We start from the raw sequence: 26,704 nt of genomic DNA, 5'->3' as shown, positions 1-26,704 counted from the left end.
CGGCGGCGCCTCGGCTCAGTGGTTGCCGGCGCCGTTGCCGGACAGCACCGGGATGTTGTCCAGGATGTGCGAGAGCGGCTCGTCGCCCTTGGACTGGGTGGAGTTCTCGGTGCACTGCTGGTTCTGCGGCGAGGACAGCACGTTGAGGTCCTGCACGCTGATCGGGACGAGGCCGATCAGCGAACCGAGGTTCGCCTTGGCGGGCAGCGCGATGCAGGGCTTGTTCAGCGAGCCCGCGATCAGGGCGAACTGCGGGCTCATGTAGCCGCTGGTGTACGTGTTGCCGTAGTACTGCGCGGAACCGTTGCCGTTGGCGGTGGTGGTGCCCTCGCTGTCGCCGATCGCCATGGCCTGCGGGGCGACGGTCGCGGAGACGCCCGCGATGGAGGCGGCCACGGCGGCCGTGGCGAAGATCTTCTTGATCACGGTTGGTCCTTCTGGTGAGAGGTCGCCCCGGTACCAGGGGCCGCACTGCCCAACCCCGCGGCGGCCCGATGGTAATGATCCTTCACCCGAATGGATAAGGCGGGCGCGACGTCGGTTCGCACATCCCTCGCACGGGTGGGACGGCGGCGTCGAGCTGACACCGACCCCCCGGCGAATGATCGGATCGTCATAAGAATTCGGTCTGTTGTGGCGCCGCGCGTCGCACGTGATTTCCGACGTCAGCCATGCATTCCTGTTCTGGGGATTACCTGACAGGCACGGTATTCGTTGACTGCACGCAGCCCGTCGACCGGCGCCGCCCCGGCGCGGGTCGCGAGGCCGCGGGACCGACCACACTTCGGCTTCGCCGGGTCCGCCCGGCGTGAGAGAACGGCGTGCGATGCCGCAACACCAGTACGGGCTCGGTGGGCTGACGGTGCTTCACCTGGCGCAGCCGGTCGAGGGGGGTGTCGCGCGCGTGGTCACCGACCTGGCGCGCGCGCAGGTGCGGGGCGGCGCGCGTGTGGTGGTGGCGTGCCCGCAGGAAGGACCGCTCCCCGAGGCGGTCCGCGCCGCGGGCGCCGCGACCGTACCCTGGCCGGCCCGCCGCGCGCCCGGCCCCGGCCTGCCGCGCGAGGTCGCCGCGGCGGCGCGGGTGATCCGCGACACCGCGCCCGACCTGCTGCACCTGCACAGCGCGAAGGCCGGCCTGGCCGGGCGGCTCGCGGTCCGCGGCCGCATCCCGACCGTCTTCCAGCCGCACGCCTGGTCCTACGAGGCGGCCGCGGGGCCGCTGCGGGCCGCCGCGGTGCGCTGGGAGCGGGACGCCGCCCGCTGGGCGGACCGGGTGCTGTGCGTCAGCGCCGCCGAGCGCGCGTCCGGCCAGGCGCAGGGCGTCCGCGCGCACTGGGCGGTGGTCCGCAACGGCGTCGACACCGCGCACTTCACGCCGCCGCTGCGCCGCGAGGGGGTACGGGCGGCGCTGCCCGCCCTGGCCGGCCTCGACCCGGACGCCCCGCTGGTGGTGTGCGTCGGGCGGCTGTGCCCGCAGAAGGGGCAGGACCTGCTGCTCGCCGCCTGGCCCGAGGTGGCCGCGCGGCTGCCGAGGGCCCGGCTGGTCCTCGTCGGCGACGGCCCCGACCGCACCCGGCTGCGGCTCGCCGCGCCCGCCGGGGTGCTGCTCGCCGGCCCCGCGGCCGACCCGCTGGCCTGGTACCAGGCGGCCGACGCGGTCGTGCAGCCCTCCCGCTGGGAGGGCATGGCCCTCGCGCCGCTGGAGGCGATGGCCTGCGGCCGGCCCGTCGTCCTCACCGACGTCGGCGGCGCCCGCGAGTCGCTGCCGGCGGCCGACGCGGACACCTGCGTGGTGCCGCCGGGTGACGCGGCCGCGCTCGCCGCCGCCCTGCTGCGGCTGCTCACCGACCCCGCGCTGCGCACCGCGGCGGGGCTGCGCGCCCTTGCGCACGCGCGCGAGCACCACGACGTGCGAAGAGCCGCCGACGCGGTCACCGCGCTCTACGCCGGACTGCTCCCGCTCCCCCGCGCCCAGCAGGAGCCCGCCCGATGACCCACGACACCTCCTCCCGCCGGCCCCCGCTGCCCGGCCCCGCCTCCCCCGCGGCCCGGCCGCAGGACCCGGCCGCGAGCACCGCCGACGCGGCCGCCGGCCCGGCCGGCGCCGCGAGGCCCCCGGCCAGGAACACGGCCGCGGCCCGCCCGTCCGACGCGGTCGCCGGTGCGCGCTCCCGCAACGCCCTGCCCGGGTCCGCGGCCCGGCCCGCGACGCGCGCCGCAGGGCCCGCGCCCGGCTCGGCGGCGCCCCCGGCACCGGCCCATACGCCGCCGGCCAAGACGCCGGCCAAGACACCGCTGCCCGCCGCTCTGCCGGCCGCCGCGGCCACCGCGCCCGCGGTCGGCGTACGCCCGCGGCACCGGGCGTTCCGGCCGGCGTCGGCGGCGGGGCTGGTCGCCGCGGACACGGCGGGCCTGGTCGCGGGGGCGCTGGCGGCGCTCGGCGCGGGCGCGCCGGAGCTGGGCGCGCCGACCGCCGCCGGGCTGGCCGTGGTGATGCTGGCGGCGCAGCACGGCGCCGGGGCCTACCGGCCGGGGTTCGCGCCGTCGGCGCTGGCCGAGGTGCCCGCCTTGGCGCTGCGGGCCGGCGCGGCCTGGGGCGTCGCGGCGGCGCTGGCGGCGGCGGGTTCACGCGCGGGCGCGCTCGGCTGGGCGGCGCTGCTCGCCGCCTTCGCCGTCACCACGCTGGCCGCGGGCGCGCTGCGCGCCCTCGGCTACGGGCTGCGGCGCCGCTCGGGCCGCCGCAACCCCCGCTCCACCCTGATCGTCGACGCGGGCGCGCAGGGCCGGCGGGTCGCCACCGCGCTGCACGAGCACCCCGAGTACGGGATGCGCCCGGTCGGCGTGGTCACCCCCGACCCGGGCGCGGAGCCCACCGACCCCGCGCTGCGGCTGCTCGCCGCGGCCCTGCACGCGCAGACCCCCGGCGCGCCGCCCGACCTGCCGCTGCCGGTGCTCACCGGGCACGGCGAGATCACCCGCGCGGTGATCCAGAACAGCGTGCGGCACGCGGTCGTCGTCGGCCCGCCCGCGCTCGACGCGCGCACCACCGCGACGGTGCGGCTGCTGGCCGCGCAGGGCTGCTGCGTGTGGCAGCTGAGCACGGACCGCGGGCCCGTACCGCCCGCGCACCTGTGGGGGTTCGCCTGCCGGCGGCTGGAGCTGGAGCCCTATCCGGTGCCTCGGCCGGGGCGGTGGGCCAAGCGGGCGCTGGACGCGGCGCTGTCCGGGATCGCGCTGCTCGGCCTGTCGCCGGTGCTGGCCGGGTGCGCGCTGGCGATGCGGATCGCCGACGGACCCGGCGTGATCTTCCGGCAGGAGCGGATCGGGCTCGGCGGACGGCCGTTCACCCTGCTGAAGTTCCGCACGCTGCGGCCGCGCACCGCGCAGGAGTCGGCGACCCGGTGGAGCGTGGTGGACGACCACCGGATGAGCCGCGCCGGGCGGCTGCTGCGCCGCACCTCGCTCGACGAGCTGCCGCAGCTGTGGAACGTGCTGCGCGGCGACATGAGCCTGGTCGGGCCGCGCCCCGAACGCCCCTACTTCGTCGAGCAGTTCAGCCGCGCGTACCCCGGCTACCAGGACCGGCACCGGATGCCGGCCGGGATCACCGGCCTGGCGCAGGTGCACGGGCTGCGCGGCGACACCTCCATCGCGGACCGCGCGCGCTTCGACAACCACTACATCGACAGCTGGTCGTGGTGGCAGGACGTGGCGATCATGCTGCGCACCGTCGGCTCGCTGTTCCGGCTGGGCGGCAGCTGATGGCGAGCACGATCCCGGACCGGCGCGCGCCGGCCCCCGCCGCCGGCCCTGCGGCGCGGCCGGCCCCCCACCCGCGGCCGCCGCGGCCCGGCCGCCGGCCGGCGCTCGCCCTGCCCGATGCGCTGCGGCCGTACGCCTGGCTGGCGCCGCTGCTGCCCGCAGTCGCCACCGTCCTGCTGCTCGCGGCGCCGGTGGCCTCCGGCGACGTCAGCGCGTCCGGCAAGGTCACCCCGGCCGACGCCGCGTCCGCGGTGCTCGTGCTGACCTGCGCGGTGCGGCTGCTGCGCGCTCGGCGCCGCCTGCTCAGCCCGGCCGCCGCGCTGGTGCTGGGCGCGCCGCTGGCCGGTTTCGCGGTCGCCGCCGCGACCTCGCCCGACCCGGGCGCGGGCGTCGCCGGATTCCTGCGCTACGCCCAGGTGTTCGTGCTGGTGCCGGCCGCCGTCGTGCTGCTGCTGCGGGACCGCAGGGACTTCGCGGTGGTCGCCGGGTCGATCGTGGCGCTGGCCCTGGTGCAGGGCGCGGTCGGGGTGTGGCAGTACGCCACCGGCACCGGCGCCTCGTACGCGGGCGAGGACATCCGGGCGGTGGGCACCTTCGGGCCCTCGGACGTGATGGACATGGCCACCGTCGTCGCGTACGGGCTGCTGGTCGCCGCCGCCTGGGCGCTCGCGCCGGGCCCGCGGCGCGTCCGGCTGGCCGCGCTCGGCTGCGCGGCGGCGCTGCTCGCGCCGCTCACCGTGTCCTTCAGCCGCGGCACCTGGATCGCCACGGCGGTCGCGGGCAGCGCGATGATCGTGCTCGCCGGGCGCCGGCAGGCGGTGCGGATCCTCGGCGTGCTGGCCGCCTGCGCGGTGCTGCTGGTCGGCGGCTGCGGGGTCGGCTCGCAGATGATCGGCCAGCGGCTGGCGAGCATCACCCAGGTCACCGACGCGCCCGACCCGTCCGTCACCGACCGGTACACGCTGTGGGCCGCCGCGCTGGACATGTGGCGCGAGCACCCGGTGGCCGGGGTGGGCCTCAAGCGGTTCCCCGAGGAGCGGGACGGCCACGCCTCGCTCGCGCTGTCCTCCGGCAGCGACACGGCAGGCGCGGGCCAGGTGTTCCGCCGCGAGCCGCTGCTCTCGCCGCACAACATGTACCTGCTCACCCTCAGCGAGCAGGGGCTGGTGGGCTGCGCCCTGCTGACCGGCTCCTGGGCGGCGCTGCTGGCCGCCGGCGTCGCCCGGCTGCGCAGGGCCGCGGTCCGCGGCCGGCGCGGTGGGCCCGCGGCGTGCGGACTCGCCGCGGTGGGCCTGCTGCTGTGGCAGTGCACCGACTTCCTCTACGCCGACATCGGCGGCCCGTCGACCGTGCTGACCGCCGTGCTGCTCGGCCTCACCGCCTGGTGGGCCCTCGACCCCGGCCCGCACCCGCCAGGACCGGAGCCGCGCGGATGACCGGCCTCCACCCGCCGCCCGCCCCGCCGCGCGGGCGCGGGCTCGCGTGGGCGGCGGGGGTCACCGCCGGGCTGAGCGCGGTGGGTTCGGTCGGCGGGCTGGTCCGCGACCAGGCGATCGCGCACCTCTTCGGGGCCGGCGCGGAGAGCGACGCGTTCCTCGTCGCTTGGACGGTGCCGGAGATGGCGGCGACCGTGCTGATCGAGGACGCGATGGCGCTGCTGATGGTGCCGGCGTTCAGCGCGGTGCTCGCGCGCGGCGGCGGCGCGCGCGGGCTGGTGCGCGGAACCCTGCCGAAGCTCCTCGCGCTGCTCGCCGCCCTGACCGCGGCGCTCGCCGCCGCCGCGCCCTACGTCGTGGACGTCCTCGCCCCCGGCCTCGCCGACCCCCGCGCCGCCGTCGCCTGCACCCGCCTGACCGCCCTCACCGTCCTCACCTTCGGCCTCGCCGGCTACCTGAGCGCCGCCCTCCGCGCCCACCGCCGCTTCGTCCCCCCCGCCGCGATCTACGTCGCCTACAACGCCGGCATCATCGCCACCCTGCTGGCCCTCCACACCCGCTACGGCATCCGCGCCGCCGCCGCCGGAGTCGCCGTCGGCGGCCTCTGCATGGTCCTCATCCAACTCCCCGCCTTCGCCTCGACATTGCGCGCAACCCCGCCCCCCGCAGGCGGAAGCCCGGCCACCGGCCAGGACCACTCCGCCGCCTTCACCGAAGCCGCTGCGGCCGCCGCTGCCACCGGAGGCCCGGCCACCGGCCCGGCGCACCCGATCCGCGCCGGGCAGGCCGCCACCGCCGTACAACCAGCCGCCGTGCACGCGCACGCGGCCCCCATCGAAGCCCGGACAGCACACCGCACCGCGGAGCCCGCCCACTCCGCCTCCAGGGAGGCAGCGCCGGAGCCCGCCGCCGACTGGTCCGCCCCCGGCGGCCAACCGGCCACCGGCCCAAGCAGGCCCGCGCACGCCGGGCAGGCCGCCACCGCCGTACAACCAGCCGCCGTGCACGCGCACGCGGCCCCCACCGAAGCCCGGACAGCACACCGCACCGCGGAGACCGCCGCAGGCGAGAACCCGGCCACCGGCCCGGCGCAGGCCGAACAGGCCGCCGCAGGCGACCGGCGGTGGGCCCGCACCGCGGAGACCGCCGCAGGCGGAAAGGGGTACCGGGTCGTCGCCCAGCGGCGAGCGGACCGGCGGCTGCGAGGCGAAGGGGGGCGGACCGGGGTGGCGCTGGCGCTGCTCGCGCCGGTGGTGCTGTTCACCCTCGGCCGGCAGGCACAGGTCCTGGTGGAGCGGTTCTTCGCCGCGCCGCTGCCCGCCGGGGCGATCTCGCACCTCAACTACGCCCAGAAGGTGGCGCAGTTGCCGATGGCGCTGTCGCTGATGATCTGCACGGTCACCTTTCCCGTGGTGTCGCGCGCGCTCGCGGAGGGGGACCGGGAGCTGGCCAGGCGGCGGGTCGTGCGCGATCTGAACCTGGCCTGCCTGGTGGTGCTGGCCGGCACCGCGTACGTGCTGGCCTGCGCACCGCAGATCACCCACGTGCTCTTCCAGCGCGGCGAGTTCGACGCCGCGGACACCGCGGCCACGGCCGGCGTGATGCGGGTGTACGCGCTCGGCCTGCTCGGCCAGACCCTGGTGGGCGCGCTGATCCGGCCGTACTTCTCCGCCGCCAGGCCCACCTGGTACCCGGCCGCCTCGATGGCGGCGGGGCTGCTGGTCACGGCCGTGGCGGACGCCGCCGCGGCCGGGCCGTGGGGCGCCTACGGCATCGCCGCGGGCAACGCGGCGGGGATCAGCGTGACCGCCGTGCTGCTGCTGCGCGGCCTCGCCCGCCGCGGCGTCGACGTGCCCGCCCGCACCCTCGCGCCGGGCCTGGCCAGGACCGCCGCGGCCGCGCTGGCCGCCGCGGCCGCCGGGTGGGCGCTGGCCGCCCGGCTGCCGGACCCGCCGGTGGCCGCCGCGGCCTGCGCGCTCGCGGTACCCGCGGTGTTCGCCCTCGCGGCCGTCGCGCTGCGCGCCCCCGAAGTCCCGTACCTGTTCGCCCCCGTACTGCGTAAGGGCCGCCCATGACCGCTGAACTCGCCGTCCCCCCGGGGTCCGAGGCCGCCCGGCGGGCGCCCTGGACGCTGATGTACCACTCGGTGGGGGACCCCTCCGACGACCCGTACCTGATCACCGTCAGCCCGGACCGGCTGACCCGGCAGCTGCGCTGGCTGAGCCGCCGCGGCCTGACCGGCGTGAGCATGCGCGAACTGCTGGCCGCCCGCGCGCTCGGCCGGGCGGCCGGCCTGGTCGGCCTGACCTTCGACGACGGCTACGCCGACTTCCTCACCGACGCCGTGCCGCTGCTGCGCAGGCACGGCCACACCGCGACGGTGTTCGTGCTGCCGGGACGCCTCGGCGGCGACAACGCATGGGACGGGCAGGGGCCGCGCAAGCCGCTGCTGGACGCCGGCGGCATCCGCGCCGCCGAGGCCGAGGGGATGGAGATCGGCTCGCACGGCCTGCTGCACCTGGACCTGACCGCGACCGACGACGCCACGCTGGACGCCGAGGCCGCGGAGAGCCGCAGCCGGCTCGCCGAGATCACCGGCACCGTGCCCGGCGGCTTCTGCTACCCCTACGGCGCGGTCGACGCCCGCGCGCTGCTCGCGGTGCGGCGGGCCGGGTACGCGTACGCCTGCGCGGTCGATCCGGGCCCGCTGGCCGGGGCGTTCGCGCTGCCGCGCACGTACGTCGGGGAGCGCGACAGCGCGGCGCGGCTGCACGCCAAGCGCGTCCTGCACCGGACGCGCGGCGCCCGGCTCGCCGAACTCCCCGACCCCCAGCGGCAGCCGCAGCCGCAGCCCCGGCCGCAGGGCCGCGCGCCCCACGACCCGTCAGAACCGGCGGCACCATCCTCCCGGGAGGACACATGAGAGTCCTGCACGTCATCACCGGCCTCGGCGTCGGCGGCGCCGAGCAGCAACTGCGCCTTCTGCTGCGCCACTTGCCGGCCGAGTGCGAGGTGGTGACGCTGACCAACCCAGGCGCGGTGGCGGACGGCCTGCGCGCCGACGAGGTGCCCGTCACCAACCTGGGCATGCACGGCAACCGCGACCTGTCGGTGCTGCCGCGGCTGGCCCGGCTGATCCGCGCCGGGCGGTACGACGTCGTGCACACCCACCTGTACCGCGCCTGCGTCTACGGCCGGCTCGCGGCGCGGCTGGCCGGGGTGCGCACCGTCGTCGCCACCGAGCACTCGCTGGGCGAGACGCAGATGGAGGGCCGCCCGCTGACCCTCGCGACCCGCACGCTGTACCGGGCGACCGAACGGCTCGGCTCCGGCACCCTCGCCGTCTCCGAGACGGTCGCGCGGCGCCTCGACGGCTGGGGCGTGCCGCCCGCCCGCGTGCACCTCGCGCCGAACGGCATCGACCCCGAGGCGTTCGCCTTCTCGGCGGCCGCCCGGCTGGAGACCCGGGACCGGCTCGGCATCCCGCAGCACGCCTACGTCGTCGGCGGGGTCGGCCGCCAGGTGCCGGGCAAGAACTTCGACGACCTGATCCGCGCGGTCGCCGCGAACCGGGACGCGCACCTGCTGCTGGTCGGCGACGGCCCGGAGCGCACCCCGCTGCTGCGGATCGTCCACCAGGTCGGCGCGGGCGGCCGGGTGCACTTCGCCGGGTCGCACGAGCACCCGGCGCCCCGCGAGCCCGGGGTGCCCGACCTGCTGTCCGCCATGGACCTGTTCGTCTCGCCCAGCCCCGAGGAGTCCTTCGGCCTCGCGGTCGTCGAGGCGCTGGCGGCGGGCCTCCCGGTGCTGTACGTGGCGTGTCCCGCCGTCGAGGACCTCGCGCCCCAGGACGCGCCGGGCGCCCGCCGCGTCGGCGGCTACGAACTGGCCGCCGCGATCCGCCAGGAGCTGCTGGCGGGCTCGCGCCGGATGCCGGTGCCGGCGGCGGTCGGCCACTACCACATCGCCCGTACCGCCCAGGCGGTCATGGCCCTGTACACCGCCGTCACCGCGACCGCCGCCGGCGCCCCGACCCCGCTCCCGGCCCCCGCGTCCAGCGGCGCGCCCACCGCGCCCGCTCAGGACTCCCCCGGCGCCCAGCCCGGGACCACCGCACTCGCCCCAGCAGAGAAATGAGCGCAGCCATGAAGGACCCCGCCGGCACGCCCGGCCTCCGCGACCCGCACCACCGCCGCCGGCGCCCCGCCCTGCGCGCGCTGCCGCGCTGGGCCCCGCTGCCGCTCGGCGTCGGCCTCGGCCTCGCCTGCGGCCTCGGCTACGGACTGGCCGCGACGCCGCAGTACAGCGCGACCGCGTACGTGATGGTGGTGCCGGCCCGCGGCGGCGACCCGGCGGCCACCGCGGGCTTCGCGCAGGCGTACGGACGCATCGTCACCGGGTCCTCGGTGCTCGCCGGAGCCGAGAGCGCGACCGGCACCCCGGCCGCGGACCTGCGCACGCACGTGCAGGCGGCGACCTCGCCGGACGCGCCGATGATCTCGGTCACCGGCACGGCGGCGCGCGGGCGGGCCGCCGCGGGCATCGCGGACGCCGTCGCCCGGTCGCTGGCCGCGACCGGCAACCGCACGGCCGCCGACACCGGGGTGCGCCTGCTGCTGTTCTCGCGCGCCACCGCGCCCACCGCGCCGTCCTCCCCGTCGGCGCCGCTGTCCGGCGCGGTCGGCGCGAGCGCGGGCGGGCTGCTTGCCGCGCTCGCGCTGCTGGTACGCCGCCCGACCGACCCGGCCGACTCCGCCGAGCCGACCACGGTGGCGCCCGCGGCCGCCACCGTGCCGGGGCCCGCCCAGGAGCCCGTCAGGGCGTCGGTGTGACGCCGCGGGAGGCCGGCGCGGGCACGGGTGGGGGCACGGACACGGAGGCCGTCGCGAACGCCGCCGTGCCCGGCGCGCGGCAGCCGGCGCACCGCGCCGGGCACGGCGACCGCGGCGCACTGGTCGTCGAGGTGTGCCGGGACCCGGAGGCGTTCGCCGCACTGGGCCCGGAGTGGGACGCGCTGTACCGGCGGTGCCCCACCGCGACGCCGTTCCAGAGCCACGCCTGGCTGCACTCCTGGTGGCTGTCGTACGGCAGGCCCGGCCGGCTGCGGCTGGTCCTGGTGCGGCGCGGCGGGGAGTTGGCGGCGGTGGCTCCGCTGGTCCGCGGCGGCGGGCTGCCGCGGACGCTGGCGTTCGCCGGCGGCGTGCTCACCGACCACATGGACGTGCTGATCGCGGACGGCGACGCCACCGAGGCCGCCGCCACCGAGGCCGGCTCCGCCGTGCTCGACGCGCTCGTCACCGGGATGCGGCGGGCGGCCCGCGGCGGCGTGCTCGACCTGCGCGAGGTGCGTCCCGGCGGCGCGGCCGAGCGCGTGTACGCGCGCTGGAACGCCCCCCGGCGGCAACTCCCCGACTCGGTCTGCCTGGAACTGCCGGGGCTGCCGATGGACGGGCTGATCGCACGCGTCGGCAGCGGGCGCGGCCAGCGCATCCGCAAGTCGCTGCGCGACCTCGACCGGGCCGGCATCACGGCGCACGACGTGCCGCCGGAGCGGGTGCCGGCCGCGGTCGCGGGGCTGCTGCGGCTGCACCTTCGGCAGTGGGAGGGCCGCGGGGTGACGCCCGAGCACACCCGCGAGCGGTTCGCCGCGCACCTGGCCCGCGCGGCGGCCGGGCTCGCCGCCTCGGGCGGCGCGGCGGTCACCGAGTACCGCAGGGACCGCGACGGCGAGGTGGTCGCGGCCGGACTGACCGTGCTCTCGCCGCGCCTGGCGGGCGGCTACCTCTACGGCGCGAGCCCCGCGCTGCGCGAGGCCAAGCTGGACGTGATGACGCTGCTCACCCGGCACACCGCCGGGCTCGCGGCGGCCGGCGGGCGCGAGACGCTGAGCCTGCTGCGCGGCGCGGAGCCGTACAAGTACCACTGGCAGCCCGAGCCCCGGCCCAACCGGCGGCTGCTGCTGTCCGGCCGCGCGGCCGCCCCGGCGATGCTGCTGCGGTACGCGCTCGCCCGCGGCCGGGCGGCCGCCACCCGGTCCGCCCGGCTGCGCGCCCTGCGCGACCGGGTGCGGTCCCGGCTGCGCACCCGGCGCTGACCCCGGCGGGGCACGGGCGCCGGGTGCGCTGCCGGGAGCCTCACGCCTTGCCGCTCGCCCGCGCCTTCGGCCGCAGCTTCACGCACACCTCGGCGTCGTCGTAGGACTTCTTGAGCTCCTCGCTGAGCGGCATCGGCGCGCAGGACTCGACCAGGGCGCCGGCCGGCGCGGGAACGGGACGGGCGGCGCCGGCCCCTGCCGGCGCGGGCAGGGTGCCCGGCAGCGGCACGGCCGTGGGCGGGGCGGTGGGCTTGGCCGTCGGCGCCGGGGTGGGCTTGGCGGTGGGCGCGGCGGTCTGGGGCGGCGTCACGGCCGGTGCCGGCGGGAGCGCCGGCGTGGGCGTGGCGCCCGGCGTCGCGGGGAGCGTCGGGGTGGGCGGAGCCGTCGGGGTCGGCTTCGCGGTGACCGTGGGCGTCGCCGTGGGGGTGGGCGCCGGGACGACGGGCGCGACCTTGCGGCCGTAGAGCAGCGCCCGGTAGACCGCCGTCGCCTTCGGGTTGTCCGTGCACTGCCACACGCCGTGCGGGCAGTAGTCGGTGATGGTCTGGTAGAGCGGCCGGTGCTGGGCGATCCAGGTGAGCATCAGGCTCATGTAGTCCGGGTTGTCGCCGTTCCTGAACAGCCCCCACTCCGGGTACGAGATCGCCTTGTGGTGCCGCGCCGCGAACGCCACCTGCGCCTGCAGCCCGTACGGCTCGGTGACCTGGTCGAAGAAGGACTCGCCCGGCGGCTGGTCGTAGGAGTCCATGCCGACGACGTCGACGCTCGCGTCGCCCGGGTAGCACTCGGTCCAGGCGATCGCGTCGCGGCCGCGGTTGGGCGCGAAGTCGAAGCGGAAGTGCTGGCCGGGGACCGCGCGCATGGCGGCGACGACGCGGTTCCAGTACGCCTTCCAGCCCGCCGGGTCGGGCCCGCAGCGGTGCGAGTACGTGGCGCCGTTCATCTCCCAGCCGAGCACGATGACGGTGTCCGGCACGCCCAGCGACACCAGGTGCTGGGCGAGGCGGGTGAAGTGCGCGTCGTACGCGCCGCTCGCGCCCCGCTGGATCAGGCCGCGGACCTGGTAGTCCGACAGGTGGTCCTCGTTGTGCTGCTGCATCGGCACGTTGAGCACCAGCATCCGGCCGGGCTCGGCGCGCTGCCAGTCCGCCCACGGCTGGAGCAGCCCGGTGTCGCCCTCGATCGCGTCCCAGGTGTCGCCCGGCAGATACGTGTGGCCGACCCGGATGTCGGTGCCGCCGAGCCACGTCTGCAACGCGGCCAGGCTCCGCACCCCCTGCTCTCCCGAGTCGGTGAAGGCGCCCATCGGCGGCAGCCGCGTGCCGGGCAGCACACCGTAGGGCGCGGCGGCGGGTGACCCGCCGGACGCGGTGGCGGACCCGGTGGCGGCGGGCGCGGCGGCGGGCCGCGCGGGCTTGTCGTCACCGAGCGCGACCACTCTCAGCCCGGACAGCAGCACCGCGGCCGTGGCCGCTCCGGCCGCCGCCCTCGCCATCCAGTGACGTCGACGGGCCATGGACACTCCTTCGTCGCCGTGCCGGCGCCGGGGACTTCGACGCCTTCTGACGATCAGTCATAACGTACGACGAATTCAACCGCGCTTTATAGGGGGCCGTCCGGGCCATCCTCGCGGAAAGCCTCGCGGAAGGGCACATGCTGCGTGAGCCGGAAAGGCAGCGGTGAGGGAATTCCGTCACTCCGTCAATACCGTTCAGCGGCCGCGCGGTACATCACTCGGGCGGATGAATTTTCTCCTCGCCCGCACCGATGATCCGTATGTTCGCCTGCCCCGGAGGCAGGATGAGCGGGCGTCAGGCGGCGGGCCGGCGCGGCGGCGAGCGGGAGGAGCCCGGCATGGTGACGCGCAGAAGGATGCTGACCACCGGTCTCAGCACGGCGGCGGCCGTCTCCGGCACCGCGGTGGCGCTGCGCCCCATGCTCACGGCCGGGAGCCCGGCGGACGGCAAGGCGGCGGGGAGGGCGGCGGGGAAGGACGGCGTGCCCGGCGACCACGACGCGCCGCTCTTCGACGAGATCTACCGCGGCCGCCGCATCCAGGGCTTCCGCACGGCCTCGGAGAGCGGCGTCGCGCTCTTCGTGGACGGCCGGCCGCTGCATGTGATGCGGCGGGTGGACGGCAGCTGGATCAGCATGGCCAACCACTTCCAGCCGTTCCTGACGCCGCTGGCCACCGCCCGCGGCGCGGTCGACGTCATCGGGCACGCCCCGCTGACCGACGGAACCGAGCGCGTCGCCCATGACGACCACTGACCTGCCGAGGGGTGCGTTCTCGTGTACACCCGTGTGAACCAGCGCCATCTGACGAGCGCCCAGCGCTCCCGGTTCGTCGAGGCGGTCGTGCAGCTCAAGCGGATGGGCGCCTACGACAAGTACGTCACGCTGCACGCCCGGTACTTCGCCGCGGACGGCGAGAGCGGGCTGCGGATGGCGCACATGGCGCCGACGTTCTTCCCCTGGCACCGCCAGTTCCTGCTCACCTTCGAACGCGAGCTGCAGACCGTCGATCCGGGCGTCACCATCCCGTACTGGGACTGGACCGCCGACCGCACCGCGGACTCCCCGCTGTGGGACGCCGACTTCATGGGCGGCAACGGCCGCGACAGCGACGGCCAGGTGATGACCGGGCCCTTCGCCTACCAGGGCGGCAACTGGCCGATCACCTACGGCGTCACCGACGAGAAGTACCTGACCCGCAGCCTCGGCCGGCCCGACCGGCCGATCGCGCTGCCCACCGCGGCCGAGCTGGGCAGCGCGCTGGCGATGGGCACCTACGACACCGCGCCGTGGAACTCCGCGCCGGCCACCAAGGGGTTCCGCAACAAGTTCGAGGGCTGGACGGTCAGCCCGGAGAAGGGCGGCTACCTGCACAACCGGGTGCACCAGTGGATCGGCGGCCACATGACCGGCGGCACCTCGCCGAACGACCCGGTGTTCTGGCTGCACCACGCCTTCGTCGACCTGATCTGGGTGCGCTGGCAGCGCAGGCACCCGCACGCCGGGTACCTGCCGGCCAAGCCGCTCGGCGCGAAGGACCCGCAGCACGGGCGGGTGATGAGCCTGACGGAGGCGATGCCGCCGTTCGGCGTGAAGCCGTCGGCGCTGCTGGACCACCGGAGGTTCTACACCTACGAGGAGAGCTGAGCGCGGGCGCCGCCGCGGGCGCGCGCGAAGGCCTCCCGGCACGCGCGTGGGATGCGTGCGCCGGGAGGCCGTGTGACGAGCGCGGACGACCGCGCCGGCCTACCAGGCGGTGTCGACGCCGTGCACCGAGGCGTTGGTGCACTGGTTGCCGAAGGCCGGGTTGAGCAGGCCGATCACGTCCACGGTGTTGCCGCACACGTTCACCGGAACGTGCACGGGCACCTGGATGAGGTTGCCGGACAGCACGCCCGGCGAACCGACCGCAGCACCCTGGGCGCCGGCGTCGGCCATGGCCATACCAGCGCCGCCGGCCAGAACGGCACCCGCGGCGGCGGTGACAGCCGCGGCCTTTGCGATACGCGACATCTGAGATCTCCCTGAGAACGAGAACCAGCCGCAGCACCTGCGGCTTTTGACGCTCTGCGCAACGGCGGGAGATCACGGTTGGTCACGCCGGTTGAGCCGATCCAGTGACGGCGGCCTCCATCGGACCGCCGTCACGACGCCCTCGGGACGCTCCCGGGGTCGGCGCAGGGTAGGCGCAGGGTCCGCGTCGGGTCCGCGTCGGGGCCTGTCAGGCCGCCGGGACCACCGGAACCGCCGGGACAGCGGACGCGGACGGCGCGACGCTCGGCGCCGCGCTCGCCGTGTCGGAGGCCGCGCCCAGCAGGCCGCCCAGCAGCGCGCTGAGGGTGTCCACCAGGCCGCTGACCACGCCGGTCGCCGCGCTGAGCAGGCCGGTCAGGGAGTCGGTGAGCGACTTGACCAGTCCGTCCAGCGCGGTCTGCAGCTGGGTCAGCGCGTCGGAGGCGGCGTCACGGGCGGCCCGGTTCGCCGTGCGCTCCGTGTTCGCCTCGCGGGTGGCGGCGATGGACGCCTTCGCGGCGTCCGCCTCCTTGGCGAGGGTCGCGGCCTGCGCGTCCCCGGCGACCGCGTCCTCGACGAACTTCGCCACAGGGGTGGCCACGTGGCCGACCCCGCCGAGGGTCCTGGCCTGCGCGATGATGGTGGCCCGGTCCGCCGCCGCGGCGACCGGACGGGACGTGCGGATCGCGTGGTGGGGCGCTTCGGCGGACGCGGAGGAGGCGGCCAGCACTCCGCCGGTGACGCCGCCGACGAGCGCGAGAGAGACGACCACGCCGGTGATCCGGTGGGTACGCATGGGACGGTTCCCTTCGGGAGGCGAAAACAGCTATGTGGCCCCACGGTGAAAAACCGAAAGTCGCACCGCAACCCGCGGTGTCCACCTGTCGGAGTAGCTCCCGGCCGCCTCCTTCGCGCAATTCGGCTGCGAGCGTGCGGGGTTAGCCGCCGGCGGCTCTTTATCAGCAACTGGGCCGTTGGAGTGCGGCACTGACCGGGATATTCCCCGAACGGAGGAATCCCGCGGCCGCTGGTCGCCCGCTGAGGTGATATCCGCACGATTCGGGCCCCCCAGGCGGTTAGGGTCCCGCGCATGACCCAGACCAGCCAGAGCAGTAGCACGTCCACGCCGTCGCTCCGCAGCAGGCTCGGCACCCTCGTGGTGATCCCGTGGGCCGGCGAACACCACGAGGACGGGGCCGACATGCCCTTCCTGATGGCGTACTCGCTCGGCGACGGCGTGGCGGGGCCGGAGGACACGCGGGAGGCCGTGCTGGAGGCCGCCGCGGAGATCGGGCTGCCGGTCGGCGGCATGATCCTCGACGTGGCCATGGCGCAGAAGCCGCCGGTCAAGGTGCTCGTCGAGGGCGGCCAGGCGGTGCTCACCATGCCGTACCTGCACGTCAACTGCCCGGTGCCGGCGCAGTGGACGACCGCCGCACGGACCCGCGGCGCGGTCTACGTCATCCTCGCCAGCCGCCCCTGGCCGCAGGCGGCCCCCGGCGCCGCGCTCACCGAGGAGCAGCTGCGCGCGTTCGCCGCGGACGAGGAGGTGCTCGGCACCGCCGCGCACTGCCTGGTGCCGGTCAGCACGGTCCGCTAGCGGCGTGACCGCACATGCGCAGGGGCGCCCCCGCGGTGGGGGCGCCCTTCGTGCCGTACTGCGGACAGCAGGCGGTGGTCGGCAGGCGGTGGTCGGCGGGCGGCCGACGGCAGGAGTACGGCTCCGATCAGCCGTTGACGATCTGGTTGCCGGCGCTGACCGCGTCGGAACCTGCCTTCACGGCGTCCTTGACGGCGGCGACCTTCTGGCCGACGCCGGTCTCCTGGGCGACGCCGCTGGCGACCGGCGCCGCCTGCGAGCCCACCGCGGAGGCGGTCACGGCGGTGCTGGTCAGCGTGCTGCCCAGATCGGCGGCCTGTGCGGCGGTCGTCGCGGTGGCGGCCAGCAGGAAGGAGCCGGCGGCCGCGGTGGTGAGGATTCGGCATACATTCATGATCGATACAACGTCCGGGCCCCCCGGCAGGGCACGCTCCGCACGCCATCCGTCAGCCGCCGTCCAGCGGATTCACCCGCGCGCGGGACCCGGGCGGCGGCCTGTTGCCGTGCCGTGACAGCGGGCGCACGCGGCGGCGACCAACGCCGGGCACGCTCATGGACAGCGCTGCTCGCGCCACCGCATCCGCCGCACGTTCCTTGGGGGAACCGCCATGTCCGCTCCGACCCGCCGGCCGCACAACACCACCGCCGCCATCGTCCTGACCGCGGGCATCACCGCGGGCGCGACCCTGCTGCTGTCCGCCTGCGGCCCCGAGGACACCGCGGGCGCCGGCGCCTCGCCGTCGGCCTCGCACAGCGCGACCGGGACCGGGACGAGCAGCGGCACGAGCCACAGCGCCAACCTGACCGCCGGCAACGGCGGCTCCGGCTCCGGCAAGCCATCGGGCAAGGCGTCCGGCAGCGGCGCGAAGCCGGCCGCGAGCGTCCCCCCGGCGGCCGGCACCGCCCCCCGCAACGGCACCGCCCACAACGGGCTGACGATCAGCGACGGCAGCCGCTACGTCGTCATGAACGGCACCCGGGTGGACTTCGGCACCCAGGTCCGCGACCTGTCCTGGTCGCCCGACGGCCGCAGGGCGGCCTTCATCGACGGCGACGGCGACCTCGCGGTCAGCAACCCGGACGGCAGCGGCCGGATCACCGCCGCCCGCAACCCGGGCGGCCAGAACTGGTCGCACCCGACCTGGCTGGTCCGCCCCGCCGACCACAGCACCGGCTACCCGGCCGCCAGCGAGCTGATCTTCTCGGCCCGCACCGGCAGCACCTCACGGCTGGTCCACGTCCCGACCACCGCCCACGACGCCACCCCGAAGCCGCTGCAGCTGAACCACGAGTCGGGCGAGGACGTCGCGCCGCTGCCGCAGACCGGGAACCTGTGGCCCAGCGCGGCCGGCGTCCACGGCATGTCCGTCTACGCCAACGCGGCCACCGGGGACGTCTTCATCCGCGACGACTACCTGCGCCAGCAGGGGTCGGCGCTGACCGAGGGCTCGGAGCCCGCGCTGTCCTCGGGGCCCGACCAGGACATCGTCTTCGTCCGCTCGGTCGGCGGCCACGACCACCTCTTCGTCGAGCACTCCACCGACAGCGGCCCGACCTACCGGGACCTCACGCCGCACGCCACCACCGACTACACCGAGCCCGCCTGGTCCGCCGACGGCCGCACCATCGCGGCCCGCACCACGCAGGGCGTCGTGACGCTGCCGGCCGACGGCTCGCACGCACCCGTGGTGACCTCCGGCTACCACGGCCTGCCCGCCTACCGGGCCTCCTGACCGCCCGCCACGTCCTGGTCCTGCCCGCGAGCGGCCAGTTCGGCGCGCAGCTCGCCGAGGTGCGCGTCGGACGTGTCGTGCGGCAGGAACTCGACGACGTCCAGGAAGCGGAACAGCACCTGGTCGGCGGTGACCGCGAACTCGTAGTCCGCGAAGCCCACCACCGCGCCCGTCGCGCCGCGCACCGCGCCCCGTACGACGTGCTCGGTCATCGGGTCGGGGTGCTGCGCGTCCAGCCCGCGGCGGGCGTTGGGACGGGCCAGGTAGGGGCAGACCATCGACGCGTAGAGCATGCACGCCCGGTGGCCCGGGCCTTCCAGGGTGGGCGCGAGGTTGCGGTACGGACGGCCCGCCGCGAGCGCCTCGCCGATCGCACCGCTCTCGGTGGCGCCCACCACGCGCCAGACCGGACCGCGCGGCATCAGCTCGCCGCACACCGAACACCGCCGCCCCTGGGCGCAGTCGGCGCTGCGCCGGCGGTCGGTCAGCGCGAACTGCGGCAGCTCCCCGTCCCACGGGGTGATCGCCGGCACCGGGTAGCCGCGCGCGTCACGCGGCCGCGCCCCGACCGCGGGCGGCACCGGCACGGCCTCAAACCGCACGGCCGCCGTCCTCGTGCGCCGGGCCCTGCCGCTCCCGCCACTCGGCGACGGCCTGCTCGACGTCGAAGGGCGCGAGGTTCAGCGGCGGCCCGTCCAGCGGGCGGCGCAGCGCCGCCTCGATCTTCTCGTTGAGGTCCGCGACGATCTGCCGCACCTGCCGCTCCGTGCGCGCCCGCGCCGCCTCGGCCATCGCGTCCTCGGCCTCCTTGCGCAGCACCAGGGACGGCGGCAGGAAGGACAGGCCCTCGCGCTGCATCTTGCCCTTGATCCACCACAGTTCGTCGTAGGGAGCGCTCAGCGACGGCAGCGGCTTGCCCTTGCCGGTCAGCCCCTCGAACGCGCCGCGCTCCTCGGCCTCCCGGATCTGCTTGTCTGCCCAGGTCTCGAAGGAGACCCCCGGTGGCTTGCGTTCGGTCATGTCTCACTCCTCGGCTTCGAGCGGCACCTCCGAGGGTACTGGGCGGCGCGGCGCCGGACCCGTACGGGCCGGTCGGAGCCGGTACGGGCCGACCGGTGGCGCACGGACCCCGAGCGGGGCGCGCCACGTCGCCGGCTCCGGGGAGCGACAGCGGAAGCTCTCTCACGGCCGCCCCGCGCCACCGGCGCCACCGCCGTCACCCCTGTTGCCGCAGCCGTCCGGGGGACTTCCGACATCAGGACCACCGCTTGATGCGACTATGTCACTTTTGCCACGATCGCATCGGAGCGCCACTGCTGCGCCCGCACAAGCCGGGCCGGTAGGCTTTCCGTGTGATCTTCAAGCGCATCGGAAACGGGCGGCCGTACCCGGACCACGGCCGGGTCAGCACGCGCGAATGGGCGGACGTGGCCCCCCGTCCCGTGCGGCTGGACCAGTTGGTGACCACCAAGGGACAGCTCGACCTGGAGACGCTTCTGGCCGAGGACTCGACCTTCTACGGCGACCTCTTCGCCCATGTCGTGAAATGGCAGGGCGACCTCTATCTGGAGGACGGCCTGCACCGGGCGGTGCGCGCCGCGCTGCAGCAGCGTCAAGTGCTCCACGCCCGGGTCCTGGAGATGGACTGACAATCCGCTTACGCTGCGCTCATGAGCATGCTCACCCCCTCCGGAATGGGCGGGAAGTACCGGGTCACCGGTAACGCCTACCCGCGGATGCGCCGGCCCCGGCGGCGCGGCCGGATCTTCGCCTCGGTGATCGCCTCGGTCGTCGTCCTCGGCTTGTTCGGCTGGGGGGCCGTCCAGCTGTTCCACGTCTTCAAGGGCGACGACGGCGACACCAAGGCGAACGCCGCGCCCCAGAACCCCGCGTCCTGCAAACCCGCGCCGACCCCCACGGCCACCGGCAAGCCCGCGCCCATGCCTCAGCCGTCCGGGGTCACCCTGAACGTGCTCAACGCGACGGCGCGCGGCGGCCTGGCCAAGTCCACCGCCGACGAGCTGGCCAAACGCGGCTTCAAGGTCTCGCGGTTCGGCAACGCCGAGCCCCCGTACGACAAGAAGGTCACCCAGACGGCGCTGATCGTCGCCGGTCCCGCCGGTGAGGCGGCGGCCCGGGAGGCCGGCACGCAGGTGGTGGGCTCCTCGGTGCGGATCGATCCGGCCCGCAAGGGCGCAGGGGTCGACCTGCTGATCGGCAACGGCTTCGCGGCGCTGGCCTCACCCGCCGACGCCGCCAAGGCCCGCGTCGCCGCCGCGAACCCGCCGCCGCCGAAGCCGGTGTGCGCGCCGGCCACCCCGGCGTCCGCCGGCAAGGCCACGGGCAGGAGCCCCGCCAAGGGCGGGGCGAAGAGCGGCGCGAAGAGCGGGACCTCCGGCCACTGACCTCCGCCACCGCCACCGACGACGGCCTGCCGGTCGCATGACGTCGTGAGACCGCCCCCGGGCGCGCGAGCCGCGTCCGGGGGCGGACCGTGTCACCGGGAGGCGGTCAGGCGACCGTGCCGTACAGGCGGTCGCCGGCGTCGCCGAGGCCGGGGACGATGAAGCCGTGCTCGTTGAGGCGCTCGTCGACCGCGGCGGTGACCACCGTGACCGGCTTGCCCGCCAGCTCGCGCTCCATCACCTCGACGCCCTCGGGCGCGGCGAGCAGGCACAGCGCGGTCACGTCGTCGGCGCCGCGCTCGATGAGCAGCCGGATCGCGGCGACCAGGGTGCCGCCGGTGGCCAGCATCGGGTCGACCACGTAGACCTGGCGGCCGGAGAGGTCCTCCGGCATCCGGGTCGCGTACGTCTTGGCCTCCAGGGTCCGCTCGTCGCGGACCATGCCGAGGAAGCCGACCTCGGCGGTCGGCAGCAGCCGCACCATGCCGTCGAGCATGCCGAGCCCGGCCCGCAGGATCGGCACGACCAGCGGACGCGGGTGGGACAGCCGTACGCCCGTGGTGGGCGCGACCGGGGTGCGGATGTCGACCTGCTCGGTCCGCACGTCCCTGGTCGCCTCGTAGGCGAGCAGGGTGACCAGCTCGTCGGCGAGCCGCCGGAAGGTGGGGGAGTCGGTGCGCTCGTCGCGCAGGGTGGTGAGCTTGTGCGCGACCAGGGGATGGTCGACAACGTGGAGACGCATGAGGAGGACTGTATCCGGACCCCGCGGGGGTGCGCCCGGCCCCCGTCACCCGCCGCCTTCTGCGTCCGCTGTGGGGTAAACCGCTCATCCGAGGGAAGCTGAGCCCATACGCCCGGTGCGCCTCCCGGGTGAACCGAACCGGTGGGACGGTGATCGCGTATGGCGGGCACTCCTGACAGGCACCGTGACGAGCGCGACCTGGAGCGGCGCAGGAAGCGTGCGCTCTTCCTGCGGGAACTGAACGAGGCCAAGGCGCTGCGCGAGCGGGTGCAGCCGCGGCGCGCCCGGGCGAACCGGATGCGGCAGCAGATGCGGATGCGCACCTTCCGCTGGTGAGAGAGCGCCCTCACGCAGGCCGCCGACCGGGAGACGGGCCCCGCGGGAGGGCTCCTGGGGTCCGCCGGGATCGGGTATTTACCCGGAAGTGACGAAGAACTGGCACGTCGCGGTGGCGAAGACCTCTCGCAAAGCCCGGGTTTCTGCCACGATGCCGATGGGTGGGACCATCGTGAGGGCATCAGAACATCATCGAGGCCCTCACGGACCGCAAGCAGCCCGCCCGGTCCGGACAGCCTGAGACCTGTGGGAGAGTCACGGTGTACTTCGCCGCACTGCTCGCGCGCACCGAGGACGGTTGGCAAGCGAGCGAACCCGATCTCGACGATGTGGAAACCCTCGCCGATCTGAGTGAACTGGCCCGTGCGGCCGGCGACGAGGAGGAAACGGTTCTGGTCTTCATCGAGCAGGAGGACGCCTGGTTCGGCGTCATCCGGGTCGACGGTGAAGAGGACCCCAGGATCTACGTGTCCGACGCGGCAGCCGCCGCCCGCAGCTCGTACGGGGAGATCCTGCTCACCGACGAGGTGCTGGGCCGCGACCCGGAGGACCTCGACGACCTGGTCGACCTCGACGGCACCGAGGACGGCGAGGACAACGACGACGAGAGCGTGCCGGGTCCCTCGGACGACCATGTGCCGATCGGCCCGCTCGGCGACACCGACCTGCTGGCGGACCTCGGTATGAGCACCTCCGACCTGCTGGCGCTCAGTGGTGACGGGGCGCTGACCGGTGAGGCGCTCGGCGAGATCGCCGACGCGATCGGCGCGGCCGACGTGCTGGAGGCCGTGCGCTGACGCTCTCCTCCGATCTCCCCGGACCTCCCCCGGGCGACGCCCCGGGGGACCCGGTCCGCGATCCCTGGGCGCCCGCGATGCGGCTGGCCCTGGCGGAGGCCGAGCGCGCCCCGCTCACCGGCGACGTGCCGGTGGGCGCGGTCGTGCTGGGCCAGGACGGCGCGGTGCTGGCGCGAGCCTGCAACGAACGCGAGGCCACCGGCGATCCGACCGCGCACGCCGAGGTCCTCGCGGTCCGCCGCGCGGCCGCGGCGCTGGCGGCCGCGACCGGGGCGGGCGAGTGGCGGCTCACCGGCTGCACGCTGGTGGTCACGCTCGAGCCGTGCACGATGTGCGCGGGCGCGATCGTGCTGTCCCGCCTCGACCGGGTCGTCTACGGCGCCCCCGACCCCAAGGCCGGCGCCGCGGGCTCCCTGTGGGACCTGGTCCGCGACCGCCGCCTCAACCACCGCCCCGAGGTGATCGCCGGCGTCCTCCCCACCGAGTCCGCCGCCCTCCTCACCCGCTTCTTCCGCCCAACCGATTACTGACCACTGCCCCCGGTGGGCTAAGCTCTCTCTCGGTAGCGTGTCCGAGCGGCCTAAGGAGCACGCCTCGAAAGCGTGTGAGGGGGCAACTCCTCCGTGGGTTCAAATCCCACCGCTACCGCTCTGAGCAGGACAAAGAGCCGACCGGAGAAATTTCTCCGGTCGGCTCTTTGTCGTCCCGTCTCAGTTTCCGTCTCACTTAGCCGGTACGAGGGCTCCGGCCGCGCCGTCGTCGCCGTCGTCCGAACCGCCCCACAGGGTCCGTCCGAGCCGATCGGCGATGTTTTTCAACACGGGGTCGGTCAGGTGCTGGTAGCGGCGCCGCATCGCTCCCCCCGGCTCCCAGCCCATCACGCCGTCCACGGCGGTGTCCGGGATGCCGAGGATGAGCAGCACGGTCGCCGCGGTGTGGCGAGCGTCGTGCAGCCGCCCGTCCCGCACCTTTGCGGCCCGCAGGAGACGCTTCCACTCGTCGTAGTCGAACCGGGGATTGACCGGCTTGCCGAGGGCATCGGTGAACACCCAGTCGTCGTCTTCGTGTACGGCGGTCCAGAGCTGCCGAGCGTCCTTCTGGGCGATTCCCTGAGCCGTCCGGTGCTTCTCCAGCATGGCGGCGATCTGCGGAGGCAGGCCGATGGTGCGCTTTCCTGCCCGCGACTTGGTGCCCTTAGCGGCCGGCCGGATCGGCTGTCGCTCCGGGCAGTAGCCCCCGTGTTTCTTCCCGCAGGTCCCGCCGCAGCCGTGCGCGTACTTCGGCCGCAGTCGACTGCGGCGGATGCGCAGAACGGCATTCGGCAGGTCCACATCCGACCACCGCAGTCCCAGCGCCTCGCCCTGGCGGAGCCCCAGAGCGAGGGCGAGATACCAGCGCACCGGGTGCCGACGATCCGCTGCCGCATCGAGTAGGCGCGAGATCTCTTCGAGGGTGTAGGGCTCGACTTCCTCTTCATCGAGCGTCGGCGGCTTGGCGAGCCTGATGGGGTTCTCGGTGATGTGCCGGCGGCGCACTGCCTCGTTTAGGGCGGTCCGAAACGTTCGGTGGACCTGGTGGACGGTGGCGGGCTTGCTCCCTCCGGCCTTCATCTTCGCGTAGAAGCGTTCGACGTGTTCCGGCTCCAACTTGTCGAGCCGGTGTGCACCCAAACCCGGCGTCAGGTGGACCCGTACGGCCACGCGGTAACCCGCGATCGTGTTCACGCTGACCACCGGTTCGGCGATGTTCTCCACCCAGTGTTCGAGCCATGAGGCGACGGTCCAGCGCTTGCCGGGCTTGCGTACCTTTCCGCCATCCCGCTGCTTTTCCAGCTCGCGAACGGCCTTGATGACCCCCGCTTCCGTCTTGCGCTCTACGTGACGCCTGTCCGGCGTGCCGTCATCCTTGGCACCGACGGTGACCCTTCCGTGCCACTTGCCGTCTTTGCCCTCATAGATGGACGACGCGCCATTCGGTCGCCGGGTGCGCTTCGGGATTTCTTCCACAGGTCACTTCCAAGGTTGTGGACAGGCACCAAGACGCGGTGGCGGTGGCCCCTTTGGGAGCACCGCCACCGCAGGTGTGTAGCTGTAGGGGGTTCAGGCGGCTCGGTGCGTCTCGCGCAGCCGTGCGACGTATTCCGGGAGGGCTTCGGCCGGGACGCGGCGCAGCGAGCCGACCCGCACGGATTCCAGCGCTCCCGAGCGGATGAGGGCGAAGCACGTCGTACGGGCGATCCGGAGTCGCTGGGCTGCCTCTTCGACTGTGAGCAGAACAAACTCCGGGTGGGTGATGCTGGTCTCGCTGGGGAACTCGGTGATGGCGGTGGTCACTGCGGCTCCTTGGCGGTGGTGTCCGGCCGGCCCGTTCGAGGGCGCGCTTGTCCTAGGTGCGGATTTCTGCGTCATTGCGTCATGTGCGTCATGCGGGCTTGTGACCTGCGGGTTTGCATGACGCAGCGGTGGGGGTCTGCGTCATGGCTTCGTCATGGGCTGCGTCATGGATGTCGCAGGCCATGACGCACATGACGCAGCATGACGCAGGGCTTTCCGTCTGCGTCATGGTCGTTGCCGCAGGTGGGGGCCGGTTTTTCGGTCTGTATGACGCACATGACGCAGCGTTTCCCCTCTTAGGACAAACGAGGGGGGTGTCCTGTAGTGGTCGGGTGTGCCTTCGAGCGTGATGAAGGAGCCGCTGCGCGGCGCGACCTTTGGGCGGCCCGTGGGGCCGAACAGCAAGAGGAGCACCCGGGCGGCGCGGCTGGTGCTCTTCTTGCTTGTCCGCCCGTACGGCGGTCAGAACGCTTGCTGTTGCTCGGGCGGTGGCGGGCCGGCGGGGCGGGTCATTTCGAGGTAGCGGCCCTCGAAGGTCCGGCCGCTGTCGATGATGACGCCGCGGGCGGCGAGGGTGGGTTGTAGGCGCTTGAGGCGGTCTGAGAGGACTTTGCCGGTGGTCGGCCAGCCTTTGGGCAGGGGACGGGTTTCCTCGCCGCTGTGGAGGCGGCTGAGGGCGTGCAGCCACTCGGTGGACGTCATCCGCTCTGCGGTCCCCGGCGCGATCGTCTCGGCGTAGCCGAGGACGGTCTGCGCGAGGAGATCGCCCTCGATCACGTCATCGTTCAAGTCGTCCAGGGTGGCCCGGTATGCGGCCAGCGCTCCGAGACCGGTTGCGGCGTCGAGTTGGGCGCACAGGTGCGCGAAGTCCGCCATGCGCAGGTCCGTGGGAGTCTCCGCGGTGGCGGACCGGACTTTGACGGTCAGGTCGAGCAGCGAGCCGAGGACGACCGGCAGCACTTCCGCGTAGTCGGCCCACAACTCCGCTTCGGTCCGTCGGACGGTGGGTCGGTCCAACCGCAGGGGGAGGAGCCGTTCGGCGAGGTCGGGGCGGATGACTCCGACGTCGATTCCGGTCAGCAGCAGTGGCCGGCGGTAGCCGACGCGGAAGACGTCTCCGTCGGTGAACAGGGCGCGCTTGACGTTCTCCGCGCCGGTGACGATGCAGCACATGGCGTCGGAGAGGTCCGGCGTCATGTGGGACAGGTTGTCCAGCGCCGTCACCCACCCGGCGGCCACCGCGGCAATGAGGTTCTCCTCGTCCTTCGGGGCGCGGCGCAGGTCTCCGCTCATGCCCTCGATGATCCGGACGAGCATCCGGCCGCCGGTGGACTTGCCCGCGCCCTGCGGCCCGGTGAGGAACGGCGCGGGGACGGGCACGGACGGTCCGAGGCAGCCGATCAGCCACGCGATAGCGAGGCATTCGGTCTCCGGGGTGGCGAAGTTGCAGAGCCGGAGCAGCAGGTCGATTCCCTTGCTGTCGGTGTCCTTGGTGGGGACGGGGAGTTCCCCGGTGAGCTGGGTGCGCCGCCAGCACACTTCCCGGGGGTCGGGGGTGAGGATGTCCCACCCGGTGGGGTGGATGCGCACCGACTGTCCGTCATCGCGTCCCAGGTCAAGCCAGGTGGCCCCGTCGAAGCCGGGCGCCACGCGGATGTGCACGGCGTGCATGTCCTCATACAGAGCGAGGGCCTCGATCAGGTCCAGTGCCTCTTTCAGGGCGGTGCCGTTGAAGACGCCGCGCCCGTCGCGGAACAGACCGACCATGAGTTCCTGCCGGTGGCTGCCGGTGGTGCCCTGCGACCGGATCGGGCGGGCCACGGGGTGGCCGTTGCGCTGCGCGTAGACGGTGCCGTCGGCGGTGCGGAAGTACCGGAAGTGCGACTGCGCGTACTCGGCGATGACCTCGCGCGCGGGGTTCTTCTCGTCCTCGGACAC

Annotated in this window: 28 protein-coding genes and 1 tRNA gene; 18 read left to right on the top strand and 11 right to left on the bottom strand. The window is 74.8% G+C overall.

The annotated features are described in order from the left end of the window. Nucleotides 1-15 precede the first annotated feature (15 nt). A complete protein-coding gene (locus tag V2S66_RS04620; protein WP_330793124.1) occupies nt 16-426 on the bottom strand; it encodes a rodlin in 411 nt (136 codons plus the stop codon). A gap of 400 nt (nt 427-826) precedes the next feature. Here V2S66_RS04620 and V2S66_RS04615 point away from each other — a divergent pair, with 400 nt between their 5' ends. The 8 genes from V2S66_RS04615 to V2S66_RS04580 are packed head-to-tail and all read left to right on the top strand — an operon-like array spanning nt 827 to nt 11,292. Then, a complete protein-coding gene (locus V2S66_RS04615; protein ID WP_330793123.1) occupies nt 827-1,993 on the top strand; it encodes a glycosyltransferase family 4 protein in 1,167 nt (388 codons plus the stop codon). Continuing rightward, entirely contained in the window at nt 1,990-3,762 is a 1,773-nt protein-coding gene (locus tag V2S66_RS04610) for an exopolysaccharide biosynthesis polyprenyl glycosylphosphotransferase (protein WP_330793122.1), read from the top strand. Before V2S66_RS04615 ends, V2S66_RS04610 begins: the two co-directional genes overlap by 4 nt. Next, nucleotides 3,762-5,198 (top strand): O-antigen ligase family protein, encoded by a 1,437-nt coding sequence (locus V2S66_RS04605; protein ID WP_330793121.1) that lies wholly within the window; start codon nt 3,762-3,764, stop codon nt 5,196-5,198. The genes V2S66_RS04610 and V2S66_RS04605 overlap by 1 nt, the downstream gene beginning before the upstream one ends. Further along, nucleotides 5,195-7,273: a lipid II flippase MurJ gene (locus tag V2S66_RS04600; RefSeq protein WP_330793120.1), complete on the top strand. Its 2,079-nt coding sequence runs from the start codon at nt 5,195-5,197 to the stop codon at nt 7,271-7,273. The genes V2S66_RS04605 and V2S66_RS04600 overlap by 4 nt, the downstream gene beginning before the upstream one ends. Beyond that, nucleotides 7,270-8,121 (top strand): polysaccharide deacetylase family protein, encoded by an 852-nt coding sequence (locus V2S66_RS04595; protein ID WP_330793119.1) that lies wholly within the window; start codon nt 7,270-7,272, stop codon nt 8,119-8,121. The genes V2S66_RS04600 and V2S66_RS04595 overlap by 4 nt, the downstream gene beginning before the upstream one ends. Next, complete coding sequence (locus V2S66_RS04590; RefSeq protein WP_330793118.1) at nt 8,118-9,335, top strand: glycosyltransferase; 1,218 nt, start codon at nt 8,118-8,120, stop codon at nt 9,333-9,335. The genes V2S66_RS04595 and V2S66_RS04590 overlap by 4 nt, the downstream gene beginning before the upstream one ends. Before the next feature lie 8 nt (nt 9,336-9,343). Next, nucleotides 9,344-10,030, top strand: a complete 687-nt coding sequence (locus V2S66_RS04585) for a YveK family protein (RefSeq protein ID WP_330793117.1) — start codon at nt 9,344-9,346, stop codon at nt 10,028-10,030. Then, nucleotides 10,027-11,292: a GNAT family N-acetyltransferase gene (locus V2S66_RS04580; RefSeq protein WP_330793116.1), complete on the top strand. Its 1,266-nt coding sequence runs from the start codon at nt 10,027-10,029 to the stop codon at nt 11,290-11,292. The genes V2S66_RS04585 and V2S66_RS04580 overlap by 4 nt, the downstream gene beginning before the upstream one ends. A 40-nt stretch (nt 11,293-11,332) precedes the next feature. Here the strand turns inward: V2S66_RS04580 and V2S66_RS04575 are convergent, their stop codons facing one another. Further along, the gene (locus tag V2S66_RS04575) at nt 11,333-12,808 is read right to left on the bottom strand and encodes a glycosyl hydrolase (RefSeq protein ID WP_413966283.1); all 1,476 of its coding nucleotides are present in this window, start codon (nt 12,806-12,808) and stop codon (nt 11,333-11,335) included. A gap of 338 nt (nt 12,809-13,146) precedes the next feature. Between V2S66_RS04575 and V2S66_RS04570 the strand changes: the two genes are divergently transcribed. Then, on the top strand, nt 13,147-13,563 hold the full coding sequence (locus tag V2S66_RS04570; protein WP_330793115.1) for a tyrosinase family oxidase copper chaperone: 417 nt from the start codon (nt 13,147-13,149) through the stop codon (nt 13,561-13,563). Between the two features lie 21 nt (nt 13,564-13,584). Continuing rightward, a complete protein-coding gene (locus tag V2S66_RS04565) occupies nt 13,585-14,454 on the top strand; it encodes a tyrosinase family protein (RefSeq protein ID WP_330793114.1) in 870 nt (289 codons plus the stop codon). Between the two features lie 99 nt (nt 14,455-14,553). Here the strand turns inward: V2S66_RS04565 and V2S66_RS04560 are convergent, their stop codons facing one another. Together V2S66_RS04560 and V2S66_RS04555 are read right to left on the bottom strand one after the other, a co-directional pair. Then, entirely contained in the window at nt 14,554-14,820 is a 267-nt protein-coding gene (locus tag V2S66_RS04560) for a chaplin (protein ID WP_330793113.1), read from the bottom strand. A 208-nt stretch (nt 14,821-15,028) separates the two neighbouring features. Beyond that, entirely contained in the window at nt 15,029-15,616 is a 588-nt protein-coding gene (locus V2S66_RS04555) for a hypothetical protein (protein ID WP_330793112.1), read from the bottom strand. Between the two features lie 294 nt (nt 15,617-15,910). Between V2S66_RS04555 and V2S66_RS04550 the strand changes: the two genes are divergently transcribed. After that, a complete protein-coding gene (locus V2S66_RS04550; RefSeq protein ID WP_330793111.1) occupies nt 15,911-16,420 on the top strand; it encodes a DUF5949 family protein in 510 nt (169 codons plus the stop codon). A gap of 127 nt (nt 16,421-16,547) precedes the next feature. Here the strand turns inward: V2S66_RS04550 and V2S66_RS04545 are convergent, their stop codons facing one another. Continuing rightward, the gene (locus tag V2S66_RS04545; protein WP_330793110.1) at nt 16,548-16,814 is read right to left on the bottom strand and encodes a hypothetical protein; all 267 of its coding nucleotides are present in this window, start codon (nt 16,812-16,814) and stop codon (nt 16,548-16,550) included. Nucleotides 16,815-17,028: 214 nt separating this feature from the next. On the opposite strand from V2S66_RS04545, the gene V2S66_RS04540 reads away from it, so the two are divergent. Then, a complete protein-coding gene (locus V2S66_RS04540) occupies nt 17,029-18,153 on the top strand; it encodes a TolB-like translocation protein (protein ID WP_330793109.1) in 1,125 nt (374 codons plus the stop codon). On the opposite strand, the gene V2S66_RS04535 is transcribed toward V2S66_RS04540, so the two are convergent. Both V2S66_RS04535 and V2S66_RS04530 read right to left on the bottom strand, forming a co-directional pair. Next, complete coding sequence (locus V2S66_RS04535) at nt 18,138-18,755, bottom strand: hypothetical protein (RefSeq protein ID WP_330793108.1); 618 nt, start codon at nt 18,753-18,755, stop codon at nt 18,138-18,140. The genes V2S66_RS04540 and V2S66_RS04535 overlap by 16 nt on opposite strands. Next, a complete protein-coding gene (locus tag V2S66_RS04530) occupies nt 18,745-19,173 on the bottom strand; it encodes a DnaJ family domain-containing protein (RefSeq protein WP_330793107.1) in 429 nt (142 codons plus the stop codon). Before V2S66_RS04530 ends, V2S66_RS04535 begins: the two co-directional genes overlap by 11 nt. 332 nt (nt 19,174-19,505) lie before the next feature. Between V2S66_RS04530 and V2S66_RS04525 the strand changes: the two genes are divergently transcribed. Together V2S66_RS04525 and V2S66_RS04520 are read left to right on the top strand one after the other, a co-directional pair. Further along, nucleotides 19,506-19,802: a type II toxin-antitoxin system VapB family antitoxin gene (locus tag V2S66_RS04525; RefSeq protein WP_093712089.1), complete on the top strand. Its 297-nt coding sequence runs from the start codon at nt 19,506-19,508 to the stop codon at nt 19,800-19,802. A gap of 21 nt (nt 19,803-19,823) precedes the next feature. Continuing rightward, nucleotides 19,824-20,558 carry a LytR C-terminal domain-containing protein gene (locus tag V2S66_RS04520; protein ID WP_330793106.1) on the top strand — a complete coding sequence of 245 codons (735 nt, stop codon included), beginning with the start codon at nt 19,824-19,826 and terminating at the stop codon, nt 20,556-20,558. A gap of 106 nt (nt 20,559-20,664) precedes the next feature. Here the strand turns inward: V2S66_RS04520 and upp are convergent, their stop codons facing one another. After that, nucleotides 20,665-21,300 (bottom strand): uracil phosphoribosyltransferase, encoded by a 636-nt coding sequence (gene upp / locus V2S66_RS04515; protein ID WP_330793105.1) that lies wholly within the window; start codon nt 21,298-21,300, stop codon nt 20,665-20,667. A gap of 159 nt (nt 21,301-21,459) precedes the next feature. On the opposite strand from upp, the gene V2S66_RS04510 reads away from it, so the two are divergent. The 4 genes from V2S66_RS04510 (at nt 21,460) to V2S66_RS04495 (ending at nt 23,081) form a co-directional block, all read left to right on the top strand. Then, nucleotides 21,460-21,636, top strand: a complete 177-nt coding sequence (locus V2S66_RS04510) for a hypothetical protein (protein ID WP_330793104.1) — start codon at nt 21,460-21,462, stop codon at nt 21,634-21,636. Between the two features lie 260 nt (nt 21,637-21,896). Next, nucleotides 21,897-22,433: a tRNA adenosine deaminase-associated protein gene (locus V2S66_RS04505; RefSeq protein ID WP_330793103.1), complete on the top strand. Its 537-nt coding sequence runs from the start codon at nt 21,897-21,899 to the stop codon at nt 22,431-22,433. After that, nucleotides 22,430-22,963 carry a nucleoside deaminase gene (locus V2S66_RS04500; RefSeq protein WP_413966292.1) on the top strand — a complete coding sequence of 178 codons (534 nt, stop codon included), beginning with the start codon at nt 22,430-22,432 and terminating at the stop codon, nt 22,961-22,963. Before V2S66_RS04505 ends, V2S66_RS04500 begins: the two co-directional genes overlap by 4 nt. A 31-nt stretch (nt 22,964-22,994) precedes the next feature. Continuing rightward, a tRNA-Ser gene (locus V2S66_RS04495) sits at nt 22,995-23,081 on the top strand. A 74-nt stretch (nt 23,082-23,155) separates the two neighbouring features. Here V2S66_RS04495 and V2S66_RS04490 read toward each other — a convergent pair. From V2S66_RS04490 to V2S66_RS04480, 3 genes are all read right to left on the bottom strand, one after another. Continuing rightward, nucleotides 23,156-24,439, bottom strand: a complete 1,284-nt coding sequence (locus V2S66_RS04490; RefSeq protein ID WP_330793101.1) for a tyrosine-type recombinase/integrase — start codon at nt 24,437-24,439, stop codon at nt 23,156-23,158. A 93-nt stretch (nt 24,440-24,532) separates the two neighbouring features. Then, the gene (locus tag V2S66_RS04485; protein WP_330793100.1) at nt 24,533-24,766 is read right to left on the bottom strand and encodes an excisionase family DNA-binding protein; all 234 of its coding nucleotides are present in this window, start codon (nt 24,764-24,766) and stop codon (nt 24,533-24,535) included. A gap of 462 nt (nt 24,767-25,228) precedes the next feature. Then, complete coding sequence (locus V2S66_RS04480) at nt 25,229-26,704, bottom strand: ATP-binding protein (protein ID WP_330793099.1); 1,476 nt, start codon at nt 26,702-26,704, stop codon at nt 25,229-25,231.

It is taken from the genome of Actinacidiphila polyblastidii (assembly GCF_036353415.1).
Taxonomy (GTDB): Bacteria; Actinomycetota; Actinomycetes; order Streptomycetales; family Streptomycetaceae; genus Actinacidiphila; species Actinacidiphila polyblastidii.
Note: the sequence above shows the minus strand (reverse complement) of the source record. Positions and strands in the feature narration are given on the sequence as shown.